This window comes from Mesorhizobium sp. GW821-FHT04C10 (assembly GCF_059420305.1).
The window spans coordinates 4,991,541-5,010,841 of the sequence record NZ_JBWKTL010000001.1; the positions used below are offsets into that span (position 1 = coordinate 4,991,541).

At 62.5% G+C, this 19,301-nt stretch carries 21 protein-coding genes; 13 read left to right on the forward strand and 8 right to left on the reverse strand.

Annotation, left to right across the window (positions count from 1 at the left end):
- Positions 1–189 precede the first annotated feature (189 nt).
- Positions 190–1,110 (reverse strand): polyphosphate kinase 2, encoded by a 921-nt coding sequence (ppk2, locus tag AC07UC_RS24395; RefSeq protein WP_140767937.1) that lies wholly within the window; start codon positions 1,108–1,110, stop codon positions 190–192.
- A gap of 282 nt (positions 1,111–1,392) precedes the next feature.
- Between ppk2 and AC07UC_RS24400 the strand changes: the two genes are divergently transcribed.
- The gene (locus AC07UC_RS24400; protein ID WP_494907662.1) at positions 1,393–2,436 is read left to right on the forward strand and encodes an aldo/keto reductase; all 1,044 of its coding nucleotides are present in this window, start codon (positions 1,393–1,395) and stop codon (positions 2,434–2,436) included.
- Between the two features lie 92 nt (positions 2,437–2,528).
- On the opposite strand, the gene AC07UC_RS24405 is transcribed toward AC07UC_RS24400, so the two are convergent.
- Both AC07UC_RS24405 and AC07UC_RS24410 read right to left on the reverse strand, forming a co-directional pair.
- Positions 2,529–2,696, reverse strand: a complete 168-nt coding sequence (locus AC07UC_RS24405; RefSeq protein ID WP_494907663.1) for a hypothetical protein — start codon at positions 2,694–2,696, stop codon at positions 2,529–2,531.
- 60 nt (positions 2,697–2,756) lie between these two features.
- On the reverse strand, positions 2,757–3,728 hold the full coding sequence (locus tag AC07UC_RS24410) for a glycosyl transferase family 90 (protein WP_494907664.1): 972 nt from the start codon (positions 3,726–3,728) through the stop codon (positions 2,757–2,759).
- A gap of 200 nt (positions 3,729–3,928) precedes the next feature.
- Between AC07UC_RS24410 and AC07UC_RS24415 the strand changes: the two genes are divergently transcribed.
- Positions 3,929–4,075, forward strand: a complete 147-nt coding sequence (locus AC07UC_RS24415) for a hypothetical protein (RefSeq protein WP_081294707.1) — start codon at positions 3,929–3,931, stop codon at positions 4,073–4,075.
- A gap of 54 nt (positions 4,076–4,129) precedes the next feature.
- Here AC07UC_RS24415 and AC07UC_RS24420 read toward each other — a convergent pair whose 3' ends face one another.
- Entirely contained in the window at positions 4,130–4,390 is a 261-nt protein-coding gene (locus tag AC07UC_RS24420; RefSeq protein ID WP_056562552.1) for a DUF982 domain-containing protein, read from the reverse strand.
- A gap of 193 nt (positions 4,391–4,583) precedes the next feature.
- Positions 4,584–5,249, reverse strand: a complete 666-nt coding sequence (locus AC07UC_RS24425) for a GntR family transcriptional regulator (RefSeq protein WP_202322976.1) — start codon at positions 5,247–5,249, stop codon at positions 4,584–4,586.
- A 116-nt stretch (positions 5,250–5,365) separates the two neighbouring features.
- On the opposite strand from AC07UC_RS24425, the gene AC07UC_RS24430 reads away from it, so the two are divergent.
- Together AC07UC_RS24430 and AC07UC_RS24435 are read left to right on the forward strand one after the other, a co-directional pair.
- The gene (locus AC07UC_RS24430) at positions 5,366–6,619 is read left to right on the forward strand and encodes a multidrug efflux MFS transporter (RefSeq protein WP_494907665.1); all 1,254 of its coding nucleotides are present in this window, start codon (positions 5,366–5,368) and stop codon (positions 6,617–6,619) included.
- Positions 6,620–6,653: 34 nt separating this feature from the next.
- Positions 6,654–7,019 carry a DUF423 domain-containing protein gene (locus tag AC07UC_RS24435; protein ID WP_494907666.1) on the forward strand — a complete coding sequence of 122 codons (366 nt, stop codon included), beginning with the start codon at positions 6,654–6,656 and terminating at the stop codon, positions 7,017–7,019.
- 17 nt (positions 7,020–7,036) lie between these two features.
- Here AC07UC_RS24435 and AC07UC_RS24440 read toward each other — a convergent pair whose 3' ends face one another.
- Entirely contained in the window at positions 7,037–7,186 is a 150-nt protein-coding gene (locus AC07UC_RS24440) for a hypothetical protein (RefSeq protein WP_494907667.1), read from the reverse strand.
- Positions 7,187–7,548: 362 nt separating this feature from the next.
- On the opposite strand from AC07UC_RS24440, the gene AC07UC_RS24445 reads away from it, so the two are divergent.
- The gene (locus AC07UC_RS24445; RefSeq protein ID WP_494907668.1) at positions 7,549–8,625 is read left to right on the forward strand and encodes a LacI family DNA-binding transcriptional regulator; all 1,077 of its coding nucleotides are present in this window, start codon (positions 7,549–7,551) and stop codon (positions 8,623–8,625) included.
- A 12-nt stretch (positions 8,626–8,637) separates the two neighbouring features.
- On the opposite strand, the gene AC07UC_RS24450 is transcribed toward AC07UC_RS24445, so the two are convergent.
- Positions 8,638–9,837: an OpgC family protein gene (locus tag AC07UC_RS24450; protein WP_202322981.1), complete on the reverse strand. Its 1,200-nt coding sequence runs from the start codon at positions 9,835–9,837 to the stop codon at positions 8,638–8,640.
- Between the two features lie 201 nt (positions 9,838–10,038).
- Here AC07UC_RS24450 and AC07UC_RS24455 point away from each other — a divergent pair, with 201 nt between their 5' ends.
- The 5 genes from AC07UC_RS24455 to AC07UC_RS24475 all read left to right on the forward strand — a co-directional run bounded on the left by AC07UC_RS24455 (position 10,039) and on the right by AC07UC_RS24475 (position 15,263).
- Positions 10,039–10,698: an alpha/beta hydrolase gene (locus AC07UC_RS24455; RefSeq protein WP_494907669.1), complete on the forward strand. Its 660-nt coding sequence runs from the start codon at positions 10,039–10,041 to the stop codon at positions 10,696–10,698.
- A gap of 164 nt (positions 10,699–10,862) precedes the next feature.
- Positions 10,863–11,942, forward strand: a complete 1,080-nt coding sequence (locus AC07UC_RS24460) for a toxic anion resistance protein (protein WP_494907670.1) — start codon at positions 10,863–10,865, stop codon at positions 11,940–11,942.
- Positions 11,943–11,953: 11 nt separating this feature from the next.
- The gene (locus AC07UC_RS24465; protein ID WP_494907671.1) at positions 11,954–13,525 is read left to right on the forward strand and encodes a substrate-binding domain-containing protein; all 1,572 of its coding nucleotides are present in this window, start codon (positions 11,954–11,956) and stop codon (positions 13,523–13,525) included.
- 14 nt (positions 13,526–13,539) lie between these two features.
- Positions 13,540–14,157, forward strand: coding sequence for a 5-bromo-4-chloroindolyl phosphate hydrolysis family protein (locus tag AC07UC_RS24470; protein ID WP_140767959.1), 618 nt, complete (start codon positions 13,540–13,542; stop codon positions 14,155–14,157).
- Positions 14,157–15,263 (forward strand): type 2 periplasmic-binding domain-containing protein, encoded by a 1,107-nt coding sequence (locus AC07UC_RS24475; RefSeq protein ID WP_494907672.1) that lies wholly within the window; start codon positions 14,157–14,159, stop codon positions 15,261–15,263. Before AC07UC_RS24470 ends, AC07UC_RS24475 begins: the two co-directional genes overlap by 1 nt.
- 3 nt (positions 15,264–15,266) lie before the next feature.
- Here the strand turns inward: AC07UC_RS24475 and sthA are convergent, their stop codons facing one another.
- Positions 15,267–16,655, reverse strand: a complete 1,389-nt coding sequence (gene sthA / locus AC07UC_RS24480) for a Si-specific NAD(P)(+) transhydrogenase (RefSeq protein ID WP_140767963.1) — start codon at positions 16,653–16,655, stop codon at positions 15,267–15,269.
- 215 nt (positions 16,656–16,870) lie between these two features.
- On the opposite strand from sthA, the gene AC07UC_RS24485 reads away from it, so the two are divergent.
- The 3 genes from AC07UC_RS24485 to AC07UC_RS24495 all read left to right on the forward strand — a co-directional run bounded on the left by AC07UC_RS24485 (position 16,871) and on the right by AC07UC_RS24495 (position 19,270).
- On the forward strand, positions 16,871–17,341 hold the full coding sequence (locus AC07UC_RS24485; RefSeq protein ID WP_056562574.1) for an RDD family protein: 471 nt from the start codon (positions 16,871–16,873) through the stop codon (positions 17,339–17,341).
- Positions 17,342–17,480: 139 nt separating this feature from the next.
- Positions 17,481–18,245 carry an arginyltransferase gene (locus tag AC07UC_RS24490; RefSeq protein WP_010915563.1) on the forward strand — a complete coding sequence of 255 codons (765 nt, stop codon included), beginning with the start codon at positions 17,481–17,483 and terminating at the stop codon, positions 18,243–18,245.
- Between the two features lie 128 nt (positions 18,246–18,373).
- Positions 18,374–19,270 carry a DMT family transporter gene (locus AC07UC_RS24495; RefSeq protein WP_494907673.1) on the forward strand — a complete coding sequence of 299 codons (897 nt, stop codon included), beginning with the start codon at positions 18,374–18,376 and terminating at the stop codon, positions 19,268–19,270.
- The last annotated feature ends 31 nt before the right edge of the window (positions 19,271–19,301 follow it).

A 19,301-nucleotide genomic window follows, 5' to 3' on the forward strand; every position in this document is an offset into this window, starting at 1 on the left:
ACAGCTCTTTCTCCCCGTCACTATACGGGGAGAAATGCCCGGCAGGGCAATGAGGGGCGGCGCGGCCTTTGGAGACTAGCGGCAAGCTACCAATGGCAGCGAATTGGGGCTCAATCGCCAACGCTGGCGCCGCCCCTCATCCGCCCTTCGGGCACCTTCTCCCCGTGAACGGGGAGAAGGACAAGGTGCTCAATACTTCTCCGGCACGTAGAGTTCGCGCGGCAATGTCTGGCGCTCGTATTCGGGATTGAAGACGCGCTCGGGCAGCGTGATCTCCTCGTGCGGCACCTCTTCATAAGGCATCTGCTTGAGCAGATGGTCGATGCAGTTCAGCCGCGCGCGCTTCTTGTCGTTGCCCTCGACGATGAACCAGGGCGCCTCCGGAATGTTGGTGCGGGCGAAGGTCTCTTCCTTGGCCTTGGTGTACTGCTCCCAGCGCACGCGCGATTGCAGATCCATCGGCGACAGCTTCCACTGCTTCATCGGATCGTGGATGCGCATCAGGAAGCGCATCTGCTGCTCCTCATCGGTGATCGAGAACCAGTATTTGACCACGGTGATACCCGAGCGCACCAGCATGCGCTCGAACTCCGGAACGTCATGGAAGAACTCCTCGACCTGGTCGTGCGAGGCAAAGCCCATCACCCGTTCGACGCCGGAGCGATTGTACCAGGAGCGGTCGAAAAGCACGATCTCGCCGCCAGCCGGCAGATGCGGGACATAGCGCTGGAAATACCATTGCGACTTCTCGCGTTCGGTCGGCGCCGGAAGTGCCACGACGCGGCAGATGCGCGGATTGAGCCGCTGCGTGATGCGCTTGATGACGCCGCCCTTGCCGGCAGAGTCACGGCCCTCGAAAACCACCACCAGCTTCTTCTTGTGATAGGCGACCCAGGACTGCAGCTTGATCAGTTCGGACTGCAAGGTGATAAGGTCGCGAAAATATTGCATGCGATCGATCGAAGGCGGATGCGAGTTCTTGTAGATCTTGGCGATCTCCATCGACAGCGCCGGTTCCGACATTTCGAGCTCATAGTCTTCGTCGAGCGTGTCGGCGAGCTCGGCTTCAAGCCAATCCTTGGCGGGAGAATTCTGTCTTAGCTCGGTCATATCAGTCGCTCCGCTAGCAAGCCCTGTCGATTCATGTCCGGCACCCCAAACTGCAGGCCCGTGGCCTGGAATGGAAACACCTTAGCCGAATTCAATATAGGCCGGCGGTGACGGTTTTATTGCAGTCCGGAACGCGACCGCGGCCTTTAAAAGCTCCGCCATGCGTGATCGATCCATCATCATTGCATGGCGACAAGCCGGGCAAATTGTCCTACAAATCCCCGGTCGCATTCCGGGCTGCCCTTCGCGGCGCCCCAATTCAACACAATCGCGAGGACTGACATGGAATACCGCACCCTTGGCCGTTCAGGCCTGAAGGTTTCGACACTGACTTTGGGCACCATGACGTTCGGCGGCACCGGGCCCTTCGCCGCGGTGGGCAACAGCGATCTTACCGAAGCGAAGCGGATGATCGACATGTGCATCGACGCCGGCATCAACCTCATCGACACCGCCAATGTCTATTCGAACGGCCTGTCGGAAGAGATCATCGGCGAGGCACTCGGCGGCAAGCGCAAGAACGACGTGCTGATCGCGTCAAAGGCGCGCATGCGGATCGGCAGCGGGCCGAACGACGAAGGCCTGTCGCGCCACCATCTGATCCGTGAATGCGAAAAGAGCCTGAAGCGGCTGAAGACCGACGTCATCGACATCTATTTCGTCCACCAGTGGGACGGTCTTACCCCGGTCGAGGAAACGGTGGCCGCGCTCGACACTTTGATCGCCCAGGGCAAGGTGCGCTATATAGGTTGTTCCAACTGGTCCGGTTGGCAGGTGATGAAGGCGCTCTCCATCAGCGACAGCCGTCACCAGCAACGCTTCGTCACCCAGCAGATCCACTATACGCTGGAGGCACGCGAGGCCGAATATGAACTGCTGCCGATCTCGGTCGACCAGGGGCTGGGCGTGCTGGTCTGGAGTCCGCTCGCCGGCGGCTTGCTGTCCGGCAAATACCGCCGCGACAGCCCGACCGCGCGCCAGCTCGCGGGCTGGTCCGAGCCGCCGATCCGGGACGAGGATCGACTGTGGCGGATCGTGGACGTGCTGGTGGAGATCGGCAAGGCCCGCAGCGTCTCGGCGGCGCAGGTGGCACTTGCCTGGCTGCTCGGACGCCCCGCCGTCTCCTCGCTGGTGATTGGCGCCCGCAACGATGCCCAGCTCAAGGACAATCTCGCCGCGGCGGCCCTGGAGCTCAACCCTGAAGAACGCCAGCGCCTCGACGCCGTCAGCCGCCCGCCTCTGCTCTACCCCTACTGGCACCAGCAATTGACGGCAAAGGATCGCTTCGGCCCCGCCGACATGGTTCTCGACCGCAGCGTCATCTGACCGTTAGAGCGGCTCCCTAGGGAAAGCGCTACGCGCTTTTCCCGGGAAAACCGTTTCACACTTTTCCTGGAATTGCTCTAGGCCGAGCCGCGCTAGCCCTCGATGAAGTGCCAGAGTTGGCGATCGGGTTCGAGCTGGCCGCTGAGCACGAAATATTTATAGAGCACGAGCAGGGAGACAGCCTGCTCGTCCCGCTCATTGGAGAATGTCCGGCAATAGGCATTGGCCGCGTCACGCTTACGCGTCGTTGTGCCAGGCATTTACCGAGAGCGGCGGTCGTCCAGCGCGTGCCGACCGGCTTCGACGAGAGACCCTGGGTACTAGCCCGTTATGCAGCGCCAGACCTCGGTATCCGGCTTGATCTGGCCGCTGAGCACGAAATATTTGTAGAGCACCAGCAGGGAGATCGCCTGTTCGGTCTGTTCGTGCCCAAAGGTCCGGCAATAGGCGTTCGCTGCCGCGGTGATACGCTCCGCCTTCTCCGGGTTCCGTTCGAAATAGGCCACATGCTCGGCAAGGTCCGAGAAATCAGCTTCGAGCGGCACATAGTGGACATTGGCCTCGAGCTGCCGCTCGGCGAACCATGTCTCGTATGTCGGCGGCGGCATCAGGCAGAGCGACTTCGAGCTCAATATCCATTTGAGGTTGGTCGCCACGTCGTTGCCCTCGAGCGAGACGATGTAGCGATAGCGCTGGTGCTGGCTGATGCTGAGAAACGGCTTGGCGTATTCGGCCGGAGCGTTCGGCTTGTGCGAGCCGGCATCGCAGAACGGCAGGTCGCGCACCGCCTTCAGAAATCTCGTCCTGATCGGATTGTTGAGATCGCCGCGCCAGACCACGGCAGGCAGCTTGTCGGCGAACGAGATGGCATCAGCCGGCATCTGGAAGTGACGAAACTTGTCGAGCTTCATGATGACCGCGTTCTGGTCGTCATCACGGATCGGCCGGTCCTTCACGATCGTCGGCACCTTCGGCAGCCTCCTGACGTCGCCGAATTCGAGGTCTATGAGCAATCCGGGGTCGAAGTAGCGGGCGAATTCCTTCAGGTCGTAATAGTACATGGTCGGCGTGAAGGGCAGCTTGCTGATGCGCATGGCATTGGCGCTGGGGGCGAAGCCATCCTGCAGCTTGTTGTAGTAATTCACCCGCCGGCGCGCCGCCTCATCGGAAAGCCTGGCCTTTTCGAGGCGAGCGGCCAGTCTGCGGCGAAACAAGGCTTGCGGAATGACATCGCGCGCGACGTTTCGCGCATAGTAGAAAACCTTTGCCGACGTCCGCGCAATTGTGGCCATGGTCCACTTGATCAAAACAAACGGGCAGCTCTCAATACGCTGGCGCCCCGCGTTTTCTACATCATTATGGCGCCCGTCTGGCAAGCCCCCCCTGCGGATCCGCGACGCCGCGCCCGTGCAGAACCGCTTCAGCTGTTGTGTTTGACGGCTAATGCTCCTAGGCAGGGTCAGAGCCGCAAGGCAGGTCAAAAGGAACCGATATGGCGCGAGCACCAAACTACGATCAGGAACGCAAGGAACGTGACCGGCAGAAGGCGGCGAAGAAGGCCGAAAAGCTGGCGGCCAAGGTTGCCGCGCGCGAACGTTCAAAGCCCGAGACCGAGATCGAAAACGAAACAGCGGAATGACGGCAAAAGGCCCGCAAATGCGGGCCTTGCCTCAATCCAGTTCGTCGCCCTGCGTCAGGCGGGCGCCTTGTCGCTGATAAAAACGTCCACTTCCCGCGCCGCGGCGATAAAGGCGCGCCTGGCATTCATGGCCGGCTTGTCGCCGGCCAGCGCATCGTGGCAGGCCTGCAGCGCCGCGCGATGCTTGGGACTGCGCTTGCCGGGCCAGCTGTTGAGGAGGTAATCGGAAGCCTCGCGGGCCGTGCGCAAGAGCTGAGTGCTTCCCGCCGTGACGGACTTGACGGTCACGGGTGTTTCAAATCGGTTGTTTTCCATCGCCGCTCTTACGCCATCGGCGCCCGTGAAGCGAGGCCGAAAGTGTGCTTCGCCTGCGGACGCCGCTTTTGCCCGGCAGCGCCCTGCCCGTACAGAACGGTTCGCGACTTCACGGAAACGCCGAACCGCCTTTGTCTCTCTATGCTGACGCAATTCCGGACGGGAACCGCTTCACTGTTTTCTCGGAATTGCTTCAAGCGGCAACGACGGCAAATCCCCTGGCGCGAAGACCGCGTCGATCGTTGGCGAGCGACGTCACCAGCCGGTCGCGGCTGCCGACGATATGGGCCGAAAGCAGGCGGGCCGCTTCATCGGCCTCGCCAAGGCGGGCCGCCGCCAGAATGGCACGGTGTTCGGCCCAGGCGCGACCCAGAGCCGCCTCGTCACGCACCTCCAGCCAGCGGGCCCGCGAGAGGCGCGTCATGGCATCGCGCACCGCCCGGAACAGGAATTCGTTGCCTGACAGGCGCGCCAGCTCGATGTGAAAATCCATGCCGACACGATGCCATTCCTCGCGCGGCGTGTTTTCGTCGCATGAATCGAGCATCGCCTCGATGATATCGATGGCGCTGCTTTCGGCGTGGATGCATGTCAGCCTCACGGCCGCGACCTCGACGGCTTCGCGATAGACGGCGATCTGCTCGAGCTCGGCGAGGTTGATCGGCGACACCGTCCAGCCGCGGCCATCCCTGCCAACCAGCCCCTCGGTCTCCAGCCGCAGAAGTGCCGCCCTGACCGGTGTGCGCGAGGCGCCGAAGCGGCCTTCGATCCAACGCTCGGTCAATTTCTCGCCTGGACCGATTTCGAGCCCCAGGATCATCTCCCGCAACTGTCGTTCGACATTCTGCATCTGTGACATCGCGCTGGCCTCTTCGAAGCCGCATTGACAGCAGCCGGGTTGAAGTTCATGACGTATACCGGTTTGGTATCCCAAAATGGTATCCGCAACAAGCATTGATATCGAGCAGGCAGGACATGGCACAGGAAGATACGCAACAAGGCGGCTACAACATTCACTGGCGCCGCAATCTCGCCGTCTGTTTCGCGGGCTCGTTCAGCACGCTCATCGCCATGACGCTGCTGCTGCCTTTCCTGCCGCTCTATGTCGAACAGCTTGGCGCGCAAGGCCATGCGGCGATCGTGCAGTGGTCCGGCATCGCCTACGGTGCCACCTTCTTCGCCGCGGCCCTGGTCGCGCCGTTGTGGGGACGGCTGGGCGACCGCTACGGCCGCAAGGTGATGCTGGTGCGCGCCTCCTTCGGCATGGCGATCTGCATGTCGCTGACGGGCATGGTCGAGACGGTCTGGCAACTGGTGCTGCTGCGCCTGCTGATCGGGTTTGCCGGCGGCTATTCCTCGGGTTCGACCATATTGGTGGCCATGCAGACGCCCAAGGACCGCTCCGGCTGGGCGCTCGGCGTCCTGTCGGCAGGAATCACGGCGGGTTCGCTTGTCGGCCCCCTGCTCGGCGGAGCGCTGCCGCCAGTCATCGGCATTCGCGCCACGTTCCTGTTGTCCGGCGGCGTCATCTTCCTTGCCTTCCTGGCGACGACGTTCCTCATCAAGGAGACCCAGCGCCCGAAGCCGGCCACGGCAGCGTCGGCGGCAAAGCCGAAAAGCGGCTGGTCGCAGATCCCGGACAAGCGCCCCGTCGTGGCCATGCTGACAACCGGCATGCTGCTCGCCTTCGCCACAATGTCGATCGAGCCGATCATCACCGTCTACGTACAGCAGCTCATAGAGGACCAGAGGCGGGTGACGATGATCGCAGGCGTGGTGATGTCGGCGACGGCGCTGGGCACCATCCTGTCGGCATCCTGGCTCGGCAAGCTTGCGGATCGTGTCGGCCACTGGAATGTCGTCGTCGGAGCGCTGGCCGTATCGGCCCTGCTGCTTATCCCGCAGGCCTTCGTCAGCAATGGCTGGCAACTGATCGGCCTGCGCTTTCTGATGGGACTGGCGCTGGGTGGCCTGCTGCCCTGCATCACCAGCGTCATCCGCCACAACATCCCCGACGGCGTCGGCGGCAATGTGCTTGGGCTGGCCATCTCGGCGCAGTATGTCGGGCAGGTTGCGGGACCCTTATCGGGTGGCTTCGTCGGTGGTCACTTCGGCATGCGCTCGGTGTTTCTCGCCACATCGGTGCTGATGGCCGGCGGTGCCGTCTACAACTGGATTGTCCAGTCGCGGCGCACACGGCATATGGCGTTGGAAGCGAGCGAGTCCTGAGGGCTCAGGTCGTTAAAACAGGGAACCAGCCGACATGAATTCCTCCGAACCAACCGCCAGCCCTACCCTCGTGTTCGCCGGCGGTCTCGTCGGCGCGGCAGGCGTGGCGCTGTCAGCCGCCGCCGCGCATCTCGGCGGCGCCTTCACCGGCACGGCCGCGTCGTTCCTCTTGATGCACGCGCCTGTCTTGCTCGCCGTCGGCCTCACCGGCGCGAATCGCTTTCTGCGGGTCGCCATCGTCGCCTTGCTTGCCGGGCTGCTGCTTTTCGCGGGCGATCTTCTCGCCCGCGATTTCCTGGGATCGAGACTGTTCCCGATGTCGGCGCCGATAGGGGGCACCTTGCTCATCGCCGGCTGGCTGGGGATAGCGATTTCTGCCCTGGTACGTCGGCGTTCTTGAGGCCGAATCGGTCGCGATCAATCCCTGGGACGTCCGGTGCTGATCCACAGATCGCGATTGCGCGAGGCCCGCCTCGTCAGGCGTCGCGCCTCCGGTCGCTCGGCGGCCGGAGCGATACCCCAGTAGTTGCGATAAATGTCTTCAAACAGATGCTTGATGGGATGCATGATTTTTCTCCCTTCGGGTTGAATCGATCCAATACATAGGCAAAAAAACGCGCCGATCAGCTTCGCGTACGCCCCACCAGGAAGCGAAGGTCGCGAATCCACGGGCTTGCCCCGCCCCGACGCCTGAAGCTGTTGGCAGCCGACCCCATACTCCAGTCGTTGCGGTAGATGTCTTCAAACAGGTAATTGACGGGATGCATCGCGCACCTCCCCTGAAACACAGGCAGGCCAAACCCACCGATTTGGATCGATTCAAGGATAGGCCTCCGACTGTTCTCGGTCAAGCAAAATTTGATTCGATCCAACGAAAGTGCTAGATGCAAATCCGGAACATGCTAAATGCATGTCAGGAGGCACGCACAATGGCGTCACTCACCGCAGGCAATCGAAGACCCGTCCGGCTGGCCGATATCGCCAAGGCCGCCGGTGTTTCGCACGGCACCGCATCCAATGTCTTCAGCCGCCCCGAGATCGTGCGCGAGGAAGTCCGCGAGCGGGTCAAGGCGGCGGCCGAGGCGATGGGTTATGGCGGGCCGGATCCCAAGGGCCGCCTGTTGCGGGCAGGCAAGGTCAACGCCATCGGCGTCGCCACCGCCGAACCCCTCTCCTACTTCTTCGACGATCCCTTTGCGCGGGTCATGATGGCGAGCATCTCGCAGGCCTGCGATGCAACAGGAGCCGGCATTTCCCTGGTATCGGCAGCCAACAACGAACAACTGGCCTGGAATATCCAGAGTGCGCTGGTCGACGGCTTCATCGTGTTCTGCATCGAAGGCGGTTCGCGGCTGGTGGAACTGGCACGCGAGCGCAAACTGCCCTTCGTGGCGCTCGACCTGGACTCCGAGGATGGGGCGGTCGCGGCGATCGGTGTCGACAATATCGCCGGCGCCAGCCTAGCGGCGCGCCATCTCACGGATCTCGGACATCGCCGCTTTGCCGTTCTGGCACTGCCTTTCGTCGACGGCAGGACGGGTCTCGTTTCACCCGAGCAGGTTCGCTCAGCGACCTATGCCGGCACGCGCGACCGGCTCACCGGCTATCTCCAGGAGCTTTCGCGGGTTGGCGTCGATACATCCACAGTGCCCGTCTACGAGACCGCCAACGACGCGACCAGCACGAGAGCGGCGCTCGAAACCATCTTCGCGGCCAAGGAGCCACCCACGGCCATCCTGGCGATGTCGGACAAAATAGCCCTGGTGACGCTTGAATGGCTGAGCGCGCGCAAGCTCAGCGTCCCCGACGATGTTTCCGTCATCGGGTTCGACGGTGTTCCGGAGTCCGCCGTGTCCGAGCCGCCCTTGACCACGATCGCCCAGCCGATAGCCGAAATGGGCCGCCTTGCCGTCAAGGCGATCCTGGAGAGCGACGGCAAGGTCAGCCGGCAGCTGCTGCCGGTCAAACTGGTTGTGCGGGCCTCGTCGGCTCCGCCGCGCGGCTGAACGGCGCGCCGCTCAGCGATTGGCTCTTGCCATGGCGGAGATGCCGAAAGACGCACGCGCCGGCGTGACATCCTTTTGCGTCGTACCGACCTTGCCCGAAGCGCTGATGGTCGACAGCCATTCGAGATAGAAGGCGAGCGCGAACTGCATGGCGATGCCGGCCGACAGCAGCAGGCTGTCATAGGCAAGCCCGCCCGGATTGATCAGTTTCATCACCTGCGCGACCATGGCGATCACCGTTCCGGCGATGAAGACCGGCAGCGAGCGCTTGCCGAGTATCGCCAGCGGATGGTCAGGACTGGTGCGGAACAGGTTCGACAGCGCCGGCAAGGCGACGATCAGATAGCTGACAGCCAGGATATGCAGCAGCCTTGGCAGCGACAGGAAGGTCTTGTCAAAACCGCCGATGACCACCGGCAGCTTGAACCACGTTATCTGACCCCAGAGCGGACTGTGCACCCATATCAGCGCCGTCAGCACATAGGCCGCGGCCGCGCCAACCAGCCAGCGGTTGATCGGAATGACACCGCCGCGTCTGACATGCAGCATGGCGGCGAGGCCGATGTTGAACAGGAACTGCCAGGAGAGAGGGTTCAGGAACCAGAAGCCGGGCTCAGGGTAATTTGGCGGGGCGATCTGCCAGATGCCGGCGACCAGCCACAGCGCGCCGGACACGACAAGCGCCGCGACAGGCCTGTAGCTGATGAACAGGACGAAGGCCGGTGCCATCAGAAGCAGCGCGGCATAGACCGGCAGGATATTGTTGTAGCCAAGCTGATGGCCGAGCGTGACGATGCCGACCAGCACTTCCGGCGTGTTCTTCATCAAGGGCTCGATGTTGATCAGTTTCAGCAATTCCGGCCGCCTTGTGAACACGGCCACGGTACAGAACAAGGCGATCACAACCATGGTCGTGACGATATGGGCGACATAGAGCATGCCTGCCCGCCGCCACATCTTCAACGTGGCCAGAAGCCGGCCACCCGAGCGGAACTTCGTGCCGTAGGCCAGCGCCACCGAGATGCCGGAAATCAGCACGAACGCCTCTGCCGCGTCCGAGAAACCGAAATTCTTGTAGGTCATGACCTCGAAGGCCGTGCCCGGCACATGGTCGATGAAAATGGTAAGCAGCGCCAATGCGCGCAGCACATCGATGCGCGTATCGCGTTCGGGGATACGCAAATTGCGATCCGGCAAGACAGGGGCAGTCATCGACAAAAGGCCTCAAAGCTGGTTGTTCATGTCCAGCAATGCGACCCCCGGCGCACCGCTTCGATTCCTCCCACGCGGAGTATATCGGCGCATAAACGGGCTGGAATGAGCCTGGTTCAATCAACTTTCGCGGAGCATGAAAATATTGCGTTTTGAAGCCGGCAAATTGAGCGAAGCCTCATATAATCAAGAGGATGCGGGATGACCGGCGACAGCACCGAAAACAGCCCGCTGCTCACGGATCTGGCTTTTCCCTATCGGCTCCTGGGCGCCGGCGGAAACAACCGAGAATGCCTTTTCCTGCTGCATGGATCGGGTGTCGACGAGACCACCCTGGTGCCGCTGGCAAGACGCATCGCTCCCGACGCCATCCTGATCGCGGCGCGTGGCCGTATTCCCCAGGAGGACGGTTTTCGCTGGTTCGAGCGTATAACCCCGACGCGCTTCGAACAGAAAAGCATCCTGGCCGAAACGGCCGCCTTCGCGGCATTCGCAAACGAGGCCGCGACGCGCCATGGGCTTGATCTCGATCACGCGACATTCCTCGGCTATTCGAACGGAGCCAATCTGGTTTCCAGCCTGATGCTGCTCCATCCGGGCATCGTCCGCAGGGCGGCGCTGCTGAGGACAATGCCTGTACTCGACCACGTACCGGCGACGGACCTCGCGGGAATACGGACGCTGATCATCGCCGGCGCCGCCGACGAGACCTACGGGCCCTTCGCGCCGGCACTGGTGACGCTGCTCAGCCAGCACGGCGCCGCGATCGACGCCCGCATCATTCCCTCGGGCCATGAAATCGGTGATCCGGACGCCGCGATCGTCAGGGATTGGTTGGCGAGATCGGCTGCCATTGTGTAGGTCGAGCCGCGTGTAAGCGCCGGGCAGCCCGTTTCGCAGCAGAATAAGTGCGAAAAAACAACTATTCGCCATCGAAACGGCCCGTCGCTCCCATTATCCACAGCGGCGACATATCTCTGTTACATCCGGTCTATCGAGATACTGTTCACTGATGGGAGGTCTGTATGGCCGACAAGAACAGCGTCACTCTGCTCGACGACACTTCGCAATTGCCTGTCATCGCGGCCAATCCCGCTGAAATTGCCAAGATTGAAAACAGCATCGACGTGCGCGACCGCGCTGCGATTTCGGTCTTTGGCGACCGCGCCCAGCAAGCCGTCAGCGATTATGCGGACAAGATCCTGTCCCAGTTGCGCAACCGTGATCTTGGCGACACCGGAGAGCTCCTGACCGATATCATCATGAAGGCCAAGAACCTCGATCCAGCCTCGCTCAAGGACCAGGGTTTTTTGAGCAATCTGTTTTCCTCGTTCAAGGCCCGGCTGGAACGCTTCAAGGAAAAATACGAGGACGTGGCGGGGCAGATCGACCGCATCGGCCTGGAACTCGACCGTCACAAGGATACGCTGCGGCGCGACATCGCCGTGCTCGACGACCTGCATGAGCAGACCAAGGACTCCATCCTCAAGCTCGATGCCTATGTGCAGGCCGGCAAGAAATTCGTCGACGATTATCGCACCAACGAATTGCCGAAACTGAAGGCCGCGGCGGATTCGACCGGCGGCGATGTCGGCGGCACGCTGGAAGCACAGACCTATCAGGACGCGGTGCAGGCACTGGATCGTCTGGAAAAGCGCGTCTTCTACCTGGTGCAGGCGCGCCAGCTCGGCATCCAGCAATTGCCGCAGATCCGCATCGTCCAGTCCGGCGACGAGACGCTGATCGAGAATCTGCAAGCGACATCGGCGCTGACCGTGCCGGCCTGGAAGCAGAAAATGGTCATCCTGCTTGGCCTGACCAACCAGAAATCGGCGCTCGAACTGCAAAAGACGGTGACCGACGCCACCAACGAGATGATCCGCCAGACCTCCAAGATGATGAAGGACCAGGCGATCTCGATCGAGGAGCAGGCGCAGCGCGGCATCGTCGATGTCGAGACGCTGGCGCAGGCCAACCGCGACCTCATCGACACGGTGCAAGGCGTGCTGAAGGTCCAACAGGAGGGCCGCCAGAAGCGGGCCGACGCCGAAAAGCAGATGGACCAGATGACGCTCGATCTGAAGAAAGCGCTGACTCAAGGCTGATCGGAACCGCCATGCCGAAGACGCTGACGTCCGCTCTGCTGCTGGCCTTCGCCGTGCTGTTGGCGGCCTGCAATTCGAACAACGTCAAATTCTCGATCGTCTCCGGGTCCGAAAACACGGTGCTGGAGCCGATCGTGCAGGAATTCTGCGCCAAGCAAGGCGCCACCTGCACCTTTGCCTATGAAGGCTCGCTCGACATCGGCCTTGGCCTACAACGGCCCGCCGGCCTCGACCAGGACGCCGTCTGGCCGGCCTCCAGTGTATGGGTGGATCTGTTCGATTCCGGCCGTAAGGTTCGCAACCTGACCTCGATCGCGCAGATGCCCGTCATTCTGGGCGTGCGCAAATCGAAGGCCGCGGAACTGGGCTGGGTCGGCAAGCCGGTCTTCATGAAAGACATCCTGGCCGCTGTGAAGGACGGCAAGCTCAAATTCCTGATGACGTCGGCAACGCAGTCCAATTCGGGCGCCAGCGCCTATCTCGCCATGCTGTCCAGCGCGCTCGGCAGCAAGGAGGTCATCGAGCCCGGCGATCTCGACAATCCCAACGTGCGCGACGCGGTGAGCGCCCTGCTGCAAGGCGTCGAACGCTCTTCCGGTTCGTCGGGCTGGCTCGCCGATCTCTATGTCGACAGCGCCGGCAAGGGCACGGTCTACGACGCGATGTGGAACTATGAGGCGACGCTGAAGGAGACCAACGACAAACTCAAGCAGATGGGCAAGGAGCCGCTCTATGCCGTCTATCCGGCTGACGGCGTCGCGGTCGGCGATTCCCCACTCGGCTTCATCGACCACGGCCGCGGCGCCGACGTCGAAAAATTCTTCACCGACCTGCTCGCCTACCTGCAGTCGGACGCGGTGCGCAAACGCATCGCCGATACCGGCCGGCGGCTACCGCTTGGCGGCTCGGCGATCCAGTCCACGGCCGAGCCCGACTGGAATTTCGACCCGAGCAAATTGGTGACGTCGATCCGCATGCCGGAGCCGGTGGTGATCCGCAAGGCGCTCGACCTCTATCAGGAGGCGCTGCGCAAGCCGTCGCTGACGGCGCTGTGCTTCGACTTTTCCGGCTCGATGGAAGACCAGGGCGAAAAGCAGTTGCAGGCCGCGGCGCAATTCCTGTTCACACCGGAAAAGGCCAGTGAGGTGCTGGTGCAGTGGACACCATCCGACCATATCTTCGTGCTGCCGTTCGACAGCGTCGTGCGCGCCAGTTTCGATGCGACCGGCGATGCGGCAGGGCAAGCCCAGTTGCTCGCTGCCGTCGCCGACCAGCACGCCGGCGGCGGCACGGACATGTATGCCTGCGCCCAGCAGGCGCTGCAAAAAATCACCGCGACACCGGATCTGTCGAAATACCTGCCCGCCATCATCATCATGACGGATGGCAGGACGGATGGCAGCGCCGATCTCTTCCTCCAGCAGTGGCGCGACGCGCCGGTGCGCGTGCCGGTGTTCGGCATCACCTTCGGCGATGCCGACAAGAGCCAGCTCGACAGCCTTGCCAAGGCGACTTCGGCACGCGTATTCGATGGCAGCGGCGATCTGGCGGGCGCCTTCCGCGCTGCCCGCGGCTACAATTGAGATGCGCGGCTAGGATGCGTGGCTTGTTCGGCAACGACTGGAACTGGATCGTGGCGGGCCTCGTCTCGGCGGCGTTGCTGATCGGGCTGAGCCTGCTTACCCATTTTCCGTTCCTGGTGTCGGCAATCATCGCAGCACTTGTCTTTGCCGGACTGGTGTTCGTGCTGGCACCGCGCCAGTTGTTCGAAGGCCTCGATCTGAATTCGTTCTCCGGCAGCCGGGTGGCGTTCGCCCGCGAGCTTCTGGCACAGGCGCAGCCGGCCGCGGATCGGCTTGCCGCTGCGGCAGGCACGATCACCGACAAGGAGATGAAGGCGAAGGTGAAGAACCTCTCCGACATCGCCGCCGATGTGATTTCCAGGGTCGAGGCCAAGCCCGACAGCGCGCCTTCGGTGCGGCGGTTCCTCACCTATTACGTGCCGCAGGCGGCAGAGGTGGCGGAGGGCTATGCGACGCTGGCAAACCGACGCGCGCCCAGTCAGGCACGGCTGGCGAATGTCGGCGCGGTGATCACCAAGCTTCAGGACGGGTTCGTGCACTATGCCGACAGCCTGGCCGACTCCGAACTCGGCACGCTCGACGTGGACCTGCGACTCATTCAGGAGTCGCTGAAAGAGGATATTGGTCGCTGATGGCCATTTCGCGCCGCGCTTTCGGACTGGGTCTGCTGGGCGCCGCCGCCGCCGGCACCGGCGGTTACCTGACGCTCAAGGATCGCCCCGAATTCCGTGGCTATCTCGGCAACAAGGCGCATCTGTTCGGCTTTATCGGTGGCGAAAAGCAGGCGTTCCTGGCCGATCCTGATGTCGTCCATGCGCTCGCCGGCTATGGGCTGGAGCTCAACGCGCGTGTCGCGGGTTCTGTCGAGATGGTGCGGGAAGCAGCACTTTTGTCGCAAAAACCGCAATTCCTGTGGCCATCCTCCTCGATCATGGTCGATCTCGCCCGCAAGAGCGGCGTGGCGATACGCAACGACCAGGTGGTTCTGAACTCGCCGATCGTCGTCTACACTTGGGGGCCGGTGGTCGAAGGGCTGAAGAAGAGTGGGCTGGTCACGGTCGCCGCCAAGGGCGGCTATAACCAGCTCGATCTCAAGGCCCTGCTCGACGCCATTCTTGCCGGCAAGAACTGGTCGGATCTCGGCATCGGCGAGCTTTATGGTCGGGCGCGCATCGTCTCCACGGATCCCAACCGCTCCAATTCCGGCTTCATGTTCGCCGGACTGGTGCTGAGCCTGATGAGCGGTGACGTGGCGACGCAGGAGCTGCTTGCCCAGCATGGCGACCAGGCCAAGGCGATCTTCCGCAGCATGGGCCTGAAGTCGTCGTCCTCGGGAAAACTGTTCGACCAGTACATCGCCGGCGGCCTTGGCGCCGAGCCGATGGTGATCGGCTACGAAAACCAGCTGGTCGAATGGGCGCTCGCCGATCCGGCGCGCTGGCAAAGGGTGCAGGCCGGGACCGGCGCCAAACCGGAAATCCTCTACCCCAGACCAACCGTCTACTCGGCGCATCCGCTGATCGTCGTCGATCCCGCGGTCGACCGCCTGCTGGAGGCGCTGACCAGCCCGAAGCTGCAAGAGCTCGCCTGGTCCAAGCACGGGTTCCGCGGGCCGCTCGGCACCGTAGCAGGTGATGCCGACGCCATAGCCGGCGTACGGCCGGCGGAAATCGAGGCGGTGCTGCCGATGCCGTCAGCCGACGTGATGCTTGCGCTGCTTGACCAGATGGACGGTTAAAATTCAGCCTCGCCCCATCCTGTTCCAGGCATCGAGCCCGGCGATCTTGTAGGCCTCGGCAAGCGTCGGATAGTTGAAGGTGTTGTTGACGAAGAAGTCGACCGTGCCGCCGAGATTGATGACGGCCTGGCCGATATGGATGAGCTCGGTGGCGCCCTCGCCGACGATATGCGCGCCGAGCAGGCGCCGCGTCTCGATCGAGAACAACAGTTTCAGAAAGCCGGTGTCGACCCCCATGATGTGGCCGCGCGAGGTCTCGCGGAAGCGGGCGACACCGACCTCATAGGCGCCGCCGCTCTGACGCACCTGTTCCTCGGACTGGCCAACCGTCGAGATCTCCGGCACCGCATAGATGCCGTACGGGAATGTTTCCGGCGGCGGCGGCAACGTCACGCCGAAGGCGTGGCAGGCGGCCACCCTGCCCTGCTCCATCGAGGTCGAGGCAAGGCTCGGAAAGCCGATGACATCGCCGGCGGCGTAGATGTTGGGCACGCTGGTCTGGAACGTCTGCGGATCGACCTTGATGCGGCCTCGGGAGTCGGCCTCGATGCCGACCACGTCGAGGCCCAGGCTGCCGACATTGCCGGTGCGGCCGGCGGCGTAAAGCACGACCTCGGAGCGGATGGTGCGGCCATCGGCCAGCTCCACCTCGGCGGTCTCGGGCTTGGAGCGGATTTCCTTCACCGCGCTGCCCAGCCTTATCGTCATGCCGCGATCGCGCATCTGGTGGATGAAATCATCAACGATCTCGCGGTCGACGAAATCGAGGATGGAATTGCGCGGCTCGACCAGTGTCACCGGCACATCGAGCGCCGAAAAGATCGTGGCGTATTCGACGCCGATGACGCCGCCACCGATCACCGTCAGCGTGCGCGGCAGGCGGTCGAGCTCGAGCATCTCGTCGCTGTCGAAGACACGGGTCTTATCGAAAGGCACGTCGCGCGGCCGGTGCGGCCTGGTGCCGACCGCGATCAGCGCGTTGGCGAAGCCGACCTCGCTGTAATCGCCATTGTCCGATGTCAGGCTGACCTTGTTGGGGCCGAGGAATTTCACCGCAGCGCGGGCGCTTTTGACGGTGTTGCGCATGAACTGGTGCTGCAGCACCTCGACCTCGTGATCGAGCGTCTTGTGCAGGCGCTCGATCAGGTCGCCGACGGAAATGTCCTGCTTGACCCTGTAGCCGCGTCCATAAAAGCCGCGCTCGCGCCAACCCGAGAGATTGAGCACCGTTTCGCGCAGCGTTTTCGAGGGAATGGTGCCGGTGTGCACCGAGACGCCGCCGAGACGCCGGCCGCGATCGACCACCAGCACCGATTTGCCGAGTTTGGCCGACTGCACCGCGGCGCGGCGTCCGGAGGGGCCGCTGCCGATGACCAACATGTCGTAGTCCATAGTGCCCGTCCCCTCACTTCTGCCCCAGCACGCTTTGTTGCGCCGCAACAAGCTAATGCCATCCACGCGGCAAATTCAACCGATTCAGATCGTGGAGCACGGCTTTCAGACTTCGCGTTCCTCGAAGCGCTCGACCTTGATTCCGCCGCAAGCCTTCACCATTTCATCATCGAGCGGTCCGCACCCTATGTCGGGCCTTGTTACGAGGAAATGACATGAACGCGCGCGTTCTCGACGGCGAAATCATCAACACCCGGCTTGACGACGTCAGGGCATATGAGGGCGTGCGCACAAGGCGCATCCTGGCCTTCGTGCTCGACTACATCATCGTCGCCCTACTCACCATTCCCTTCGCCATTCTGGTGTTTTTCCTCGGGCTTCTGACGCTTGGCGTTGGCTGGATGCTGTTCGGCGTCCTGGTGCCGGCCGTCGCCATCCTCTACATCTGGAACACGCTGGGCAGCGCCGACCAGGCGACCACCGGCATGAAGATGATGGGCATCCGCCTCGACCGTCTCGACGGCCGGCCGATCGACGGCCTGACCGCGGTCGTCCATTCAGTGCTGTTCTGGGCTGGCAACGTTATCCTGTCACCGCTGGTCCTGCTGGTGACCTTGTTTTCCGACCGCAAGCGCACGCTGCACGACCTTCTGCTCGGCACGGTGGTCAGCCGTACCGGCCGTTGAGGCGTTTTCCGGAAGCGTTCCCCGCCTTGTCGGCGCAAATGTGAAGGCATCAGCTTGCACGTGCCTTCACAATCCTGTTGAATTTTTCGCTTTCCGCGCCAAAGGTAGAGCGACTCGAAGGAGTGTTTCCAAGACTTAGATGACGCAGCATCCGACCCAGTCGCCACAGTTCTTCCTGACCGCGCCATCGCCGTGCCCCTATCTCGACGGCCAGTTCGAGCGCAAGGTGTTCACGCATCTGGTCGGCGACAAGGCGTCGGAGATGAACGACCTCCTCACGCAAGGCGGCTTCAGGCGTTCGCAGAACATTGCCTACAGGCCGGCCTGCGAGACCTGCCGCGCCTGTGTTTCCGTGCGCATCCTCGCCCAGGAATTCACCGCCAGCCGCAACATGAAGCGCGTGCTGCAGCACAATTCCGACCTTGTCGGCGCCATGCACAATGCCGAACCCTCGACCGAACAATATTCGCTGTTCCGCAGCTATCTCGATGCCCGCCACCGCCGCGGCGGCATGTCCGACATGACGGTGCTCGACTACGCAATGATGGTCGAGGACACCCATGTCGACACCAAGGTGATCGAATACCGGCGGCGCGGACCCGACACCTTCATCACCGGCAAGGGCCAAGGTGAGCTCATCGCGGTGGCGCTCACCGACAAGATGGCCGACGGCCTGTCGATGGTCTATTCCTACTTCAATCCCGAATTCGAGGAACGTTCGCTCGGCACGTTCATGATCCTCGACCACATCGCCCGCGCCAGGGCGATGGGCCTGCCCCATGTCTACCTCGGTTACTGGGTCAACGGCTCGCGCAAGATGAATTATAAGATGCGCTTCATGCCGCAGGAGCATCTCGGCCCCAAGGGCTGGGAGCGCTACACCAACGAAGCGGTTTCACGCTGAGTTTTTCCACGATCCGCGCTTAAACAGTTTCAAGGCAGGGGATGCTGGTCTTTCAGCCAGTTGGCTGGAGAGAGTGCGCTACTGCACCGGTCAGCCGCCAGCCTGCATTTCATTGCGAGAGTTCCTGCATGCCTTCCCACCATGACCACCAGAAGGGTCTTTTGATCACCGCCATCGGCGGACTGACGCTGACTGTCGACATACCGTTGATCCGTCTCGCCGACGGCGGCGCATGGACGATCATGCTGCTGCGCACCGGCACCACATTCGTCGCCGCCATGGTCATCTGGTCGGTCTGGCGGGCTTTGAGCCGTAACGCCCCGCCGCTCATTCCCGGCTGGTCCGGCCTGATCGTTGCGATATGCTACGGGTTGACAGGGATCACCTTCGTCACCGCCGTCTATCACACCTCGACCGCCGATCTCGTCTTCATCCTGGCCTTCAACACCGTGTTCTCAGGGCTATTGTCCTGGATATTCCTGCGGGAAAGGCCACAGCTGGTGACCATCGTGGCGATGCTGGTCATGATCCTCGGCGTGCTGGTCATCGTCGGTGGGTCGGTCGGCACCGGCAAGCTGTTCGGCGATTTCATGGCGCTGTGCTCGGCTTTCTTCATCGCGGTGGCCATCACCATCTCACGTGCCAGCGGCAAGGACATGGGCTTCACCTCACTTGTCGGCGTGCTTCTGCCGATGGCGCTGGCAGCCTTCATGGTATCGGGCGAAGGCTTCCACGTGAACGCGCCGTGGTGGATCATCTTCAACGGCGCCGTCATCATGCCGATCTCGTTCTTCTGTCTTGCCGCCGGGCCGAAATACATTTCGGGGCCGGAAGTGGCGATGTTCTACGTGCTCGAAACGGTGCTGGCGCCCGTCTGGGTGTGGATGATCTTTGCCGAGGCACCGACCCGCAACAGCCTGATCGGCGGCGCGATCCTGATCGTCACGCTGGTCGCCCATTCGCTCTGGCAGTTGCATGATGGTCGTAGGCAACGGGGTGACCTTGCGGTGCACCATCCAGCCTAAATTGTAATTGATGGGCCTGGCGCAAGTCGCG

What these genes read in the sequence shown, in the direction of transcription:
- ppk2 (WP_140767937.1), bottom strand. Translation starts at nt 1,110, where the DNA reads ATGACCGAGCTAAGACAGAATTCTCCCGCCAAGGATTGGCTTGAAGCC.
- AC07UC_RS24400 (WP_494907662.1), top strand. Translation starts at nt 1,393, where the DNA reads ATGGAATACCGCACCCTTGGCCGTTCAGGCCTGAAGGTTTCGACACTG.
- AC07UC_RS24405 (WP_494907663.1), bottom strand. Translation starts at nt 2,696, where the DNA reads ATGCCTGGCACAACGACGCGTAAGCGTGACGCGGCCAATGCCTATTGC.
- AC07UC_RS24410 (WP_494907664.1), bottom strand. Translation starts at nt 3,728, where the DNA reads ATGGCCACAATTGCGCGGACGTCGGCAAAGGTTTTCTACTATGCGCGA.
- AC07UC_RS24415 (WP_081294707.1), top strand. Translation starts at nt 3,929, where the DNA reads ATGGCGCGAGCACCAAACTACGATCAGGAACGCAAGGAACGTGACCGG.
- AC07UC_RS24420 (WP_056562552.1), bottom strand. Translation starts at nt 4,390, where the DNA reads ATGGAAAACAACCGATTTGAAACACCCGTGACCGTCAAGTCCGTCACG.
- AC07UC_RS24425 (WP_202322976.1), bottom strand. Translation starts at nt 5,249, where the DNA reads ATGTCACAGATGCAGAATGTCGAACGACAGTTGCGGGAGATGATCCTG.
- AC07UC_RS24430 (WP_494907665.1), top strand. Translation starts at nt 5,366, where the DNA reads ATGGCACAGGAAGATACGCAACAAGGCGGCTACAACATTCACTGGCGC.
- AC07UC_RS24435 (WP_494907666.1), top strand. Translation starts at nt 6,654, where the DNA reads ATGAATTCCTCCGAACCAACCGCCAGCCCTACCCTCGTGTTCGCCGGC.
- AC07UC_RS24440 (WP_494907667.1), bottom strand. Translation starts at nt 7,186, where the DNA reads ATGCATCCCATCAAGCATCTGTTTGAAGACATTTATCGCAACTACTGG.
- AC07UC_RS24445 (WP_494907668.1), top strand. Translation starts at nt 7,549, where the DNA reads ATGGCGTCACTCACCGCAGGCAATCGAAGACCCGTCCGGCTGGCCGAT.
- AC07UC_RS24450 (WP_202322981.1), bottom strand. Translation starts at nt 9,837, where the DNA reads ATGACTGCCCCTGTCTTGCCGGATCGCAATTTGCGTATCCCCGAACGC.
- AC07UC_RS24455 (WP_494907669.1), top strand. Translation starts at nt 10,039, where the DNA reads ATGACCGGCGACAGCACCGAAAACAGCCCGCTGCTCACGGATCTGGCT.
- AC07UC_RS24460 (WP_494907670.1), top strand. Translation starts at nt 10,863, where the DNA reads ATGGCCGACAAGAACAGCGTCACTCTGCTCGACGACACTTCGCAATTG.
- AC07UC_RS24465 (WP_494907671.1), top strand. Translation starts at nt 11,954, where the DNA reads ATGCCGAAGACGCTGACGTCCGCTCTGCTGCTGGCCTTCGCCGTGCTG.
- AC07UC_RS24470 (WP_140767959.1), top strand. Translation starts at nt 13,540, where the DNA reads ATGCGTGGCTTGTTCGGCAACGACTGGAACTGGATCGTGGCGGGCCTC.
- AC07UC_RS24475 (WP_494907672.1), top strand. Translation starts at nt 14,157, where the DNA reads ATGGCCATTTCGCGCCGCGCTTTCGGACTGGGTCTGCTGGGCGCCGCC.
- sthA (WP_140767963.1), bottom strand. Translation starts at nt 16,655, where the DNA reads ATGGACTACGACATGTTGGTCATCGGCAGCGGCCCCTCCGGACGCCGC.
- AC07UC_RS24485 (WP_056562574.1), top strand. Translation starts at nt 16,871, where the DNA reads ATGAACGCGCGCGTTCTCGACGGCGAAATCATCAACACCCGGCTTGAC.
- AC07UC_RS24490 (WP_010915563.1), top strand. Translation starts at nt 17,481, where the DNA reads ATGACGCAGCATCCGACCCAGTCGCCACAGTTCTTCCTGACCGCGCCA.
- AC07UC_RS24495 (WP_494907673.1), top strand. Translation starts at nt 18,374, where the DNA reads ATGCCTTCCCACCATGACCACCAGAAGGGTCTTTTGATCACCGCCATC.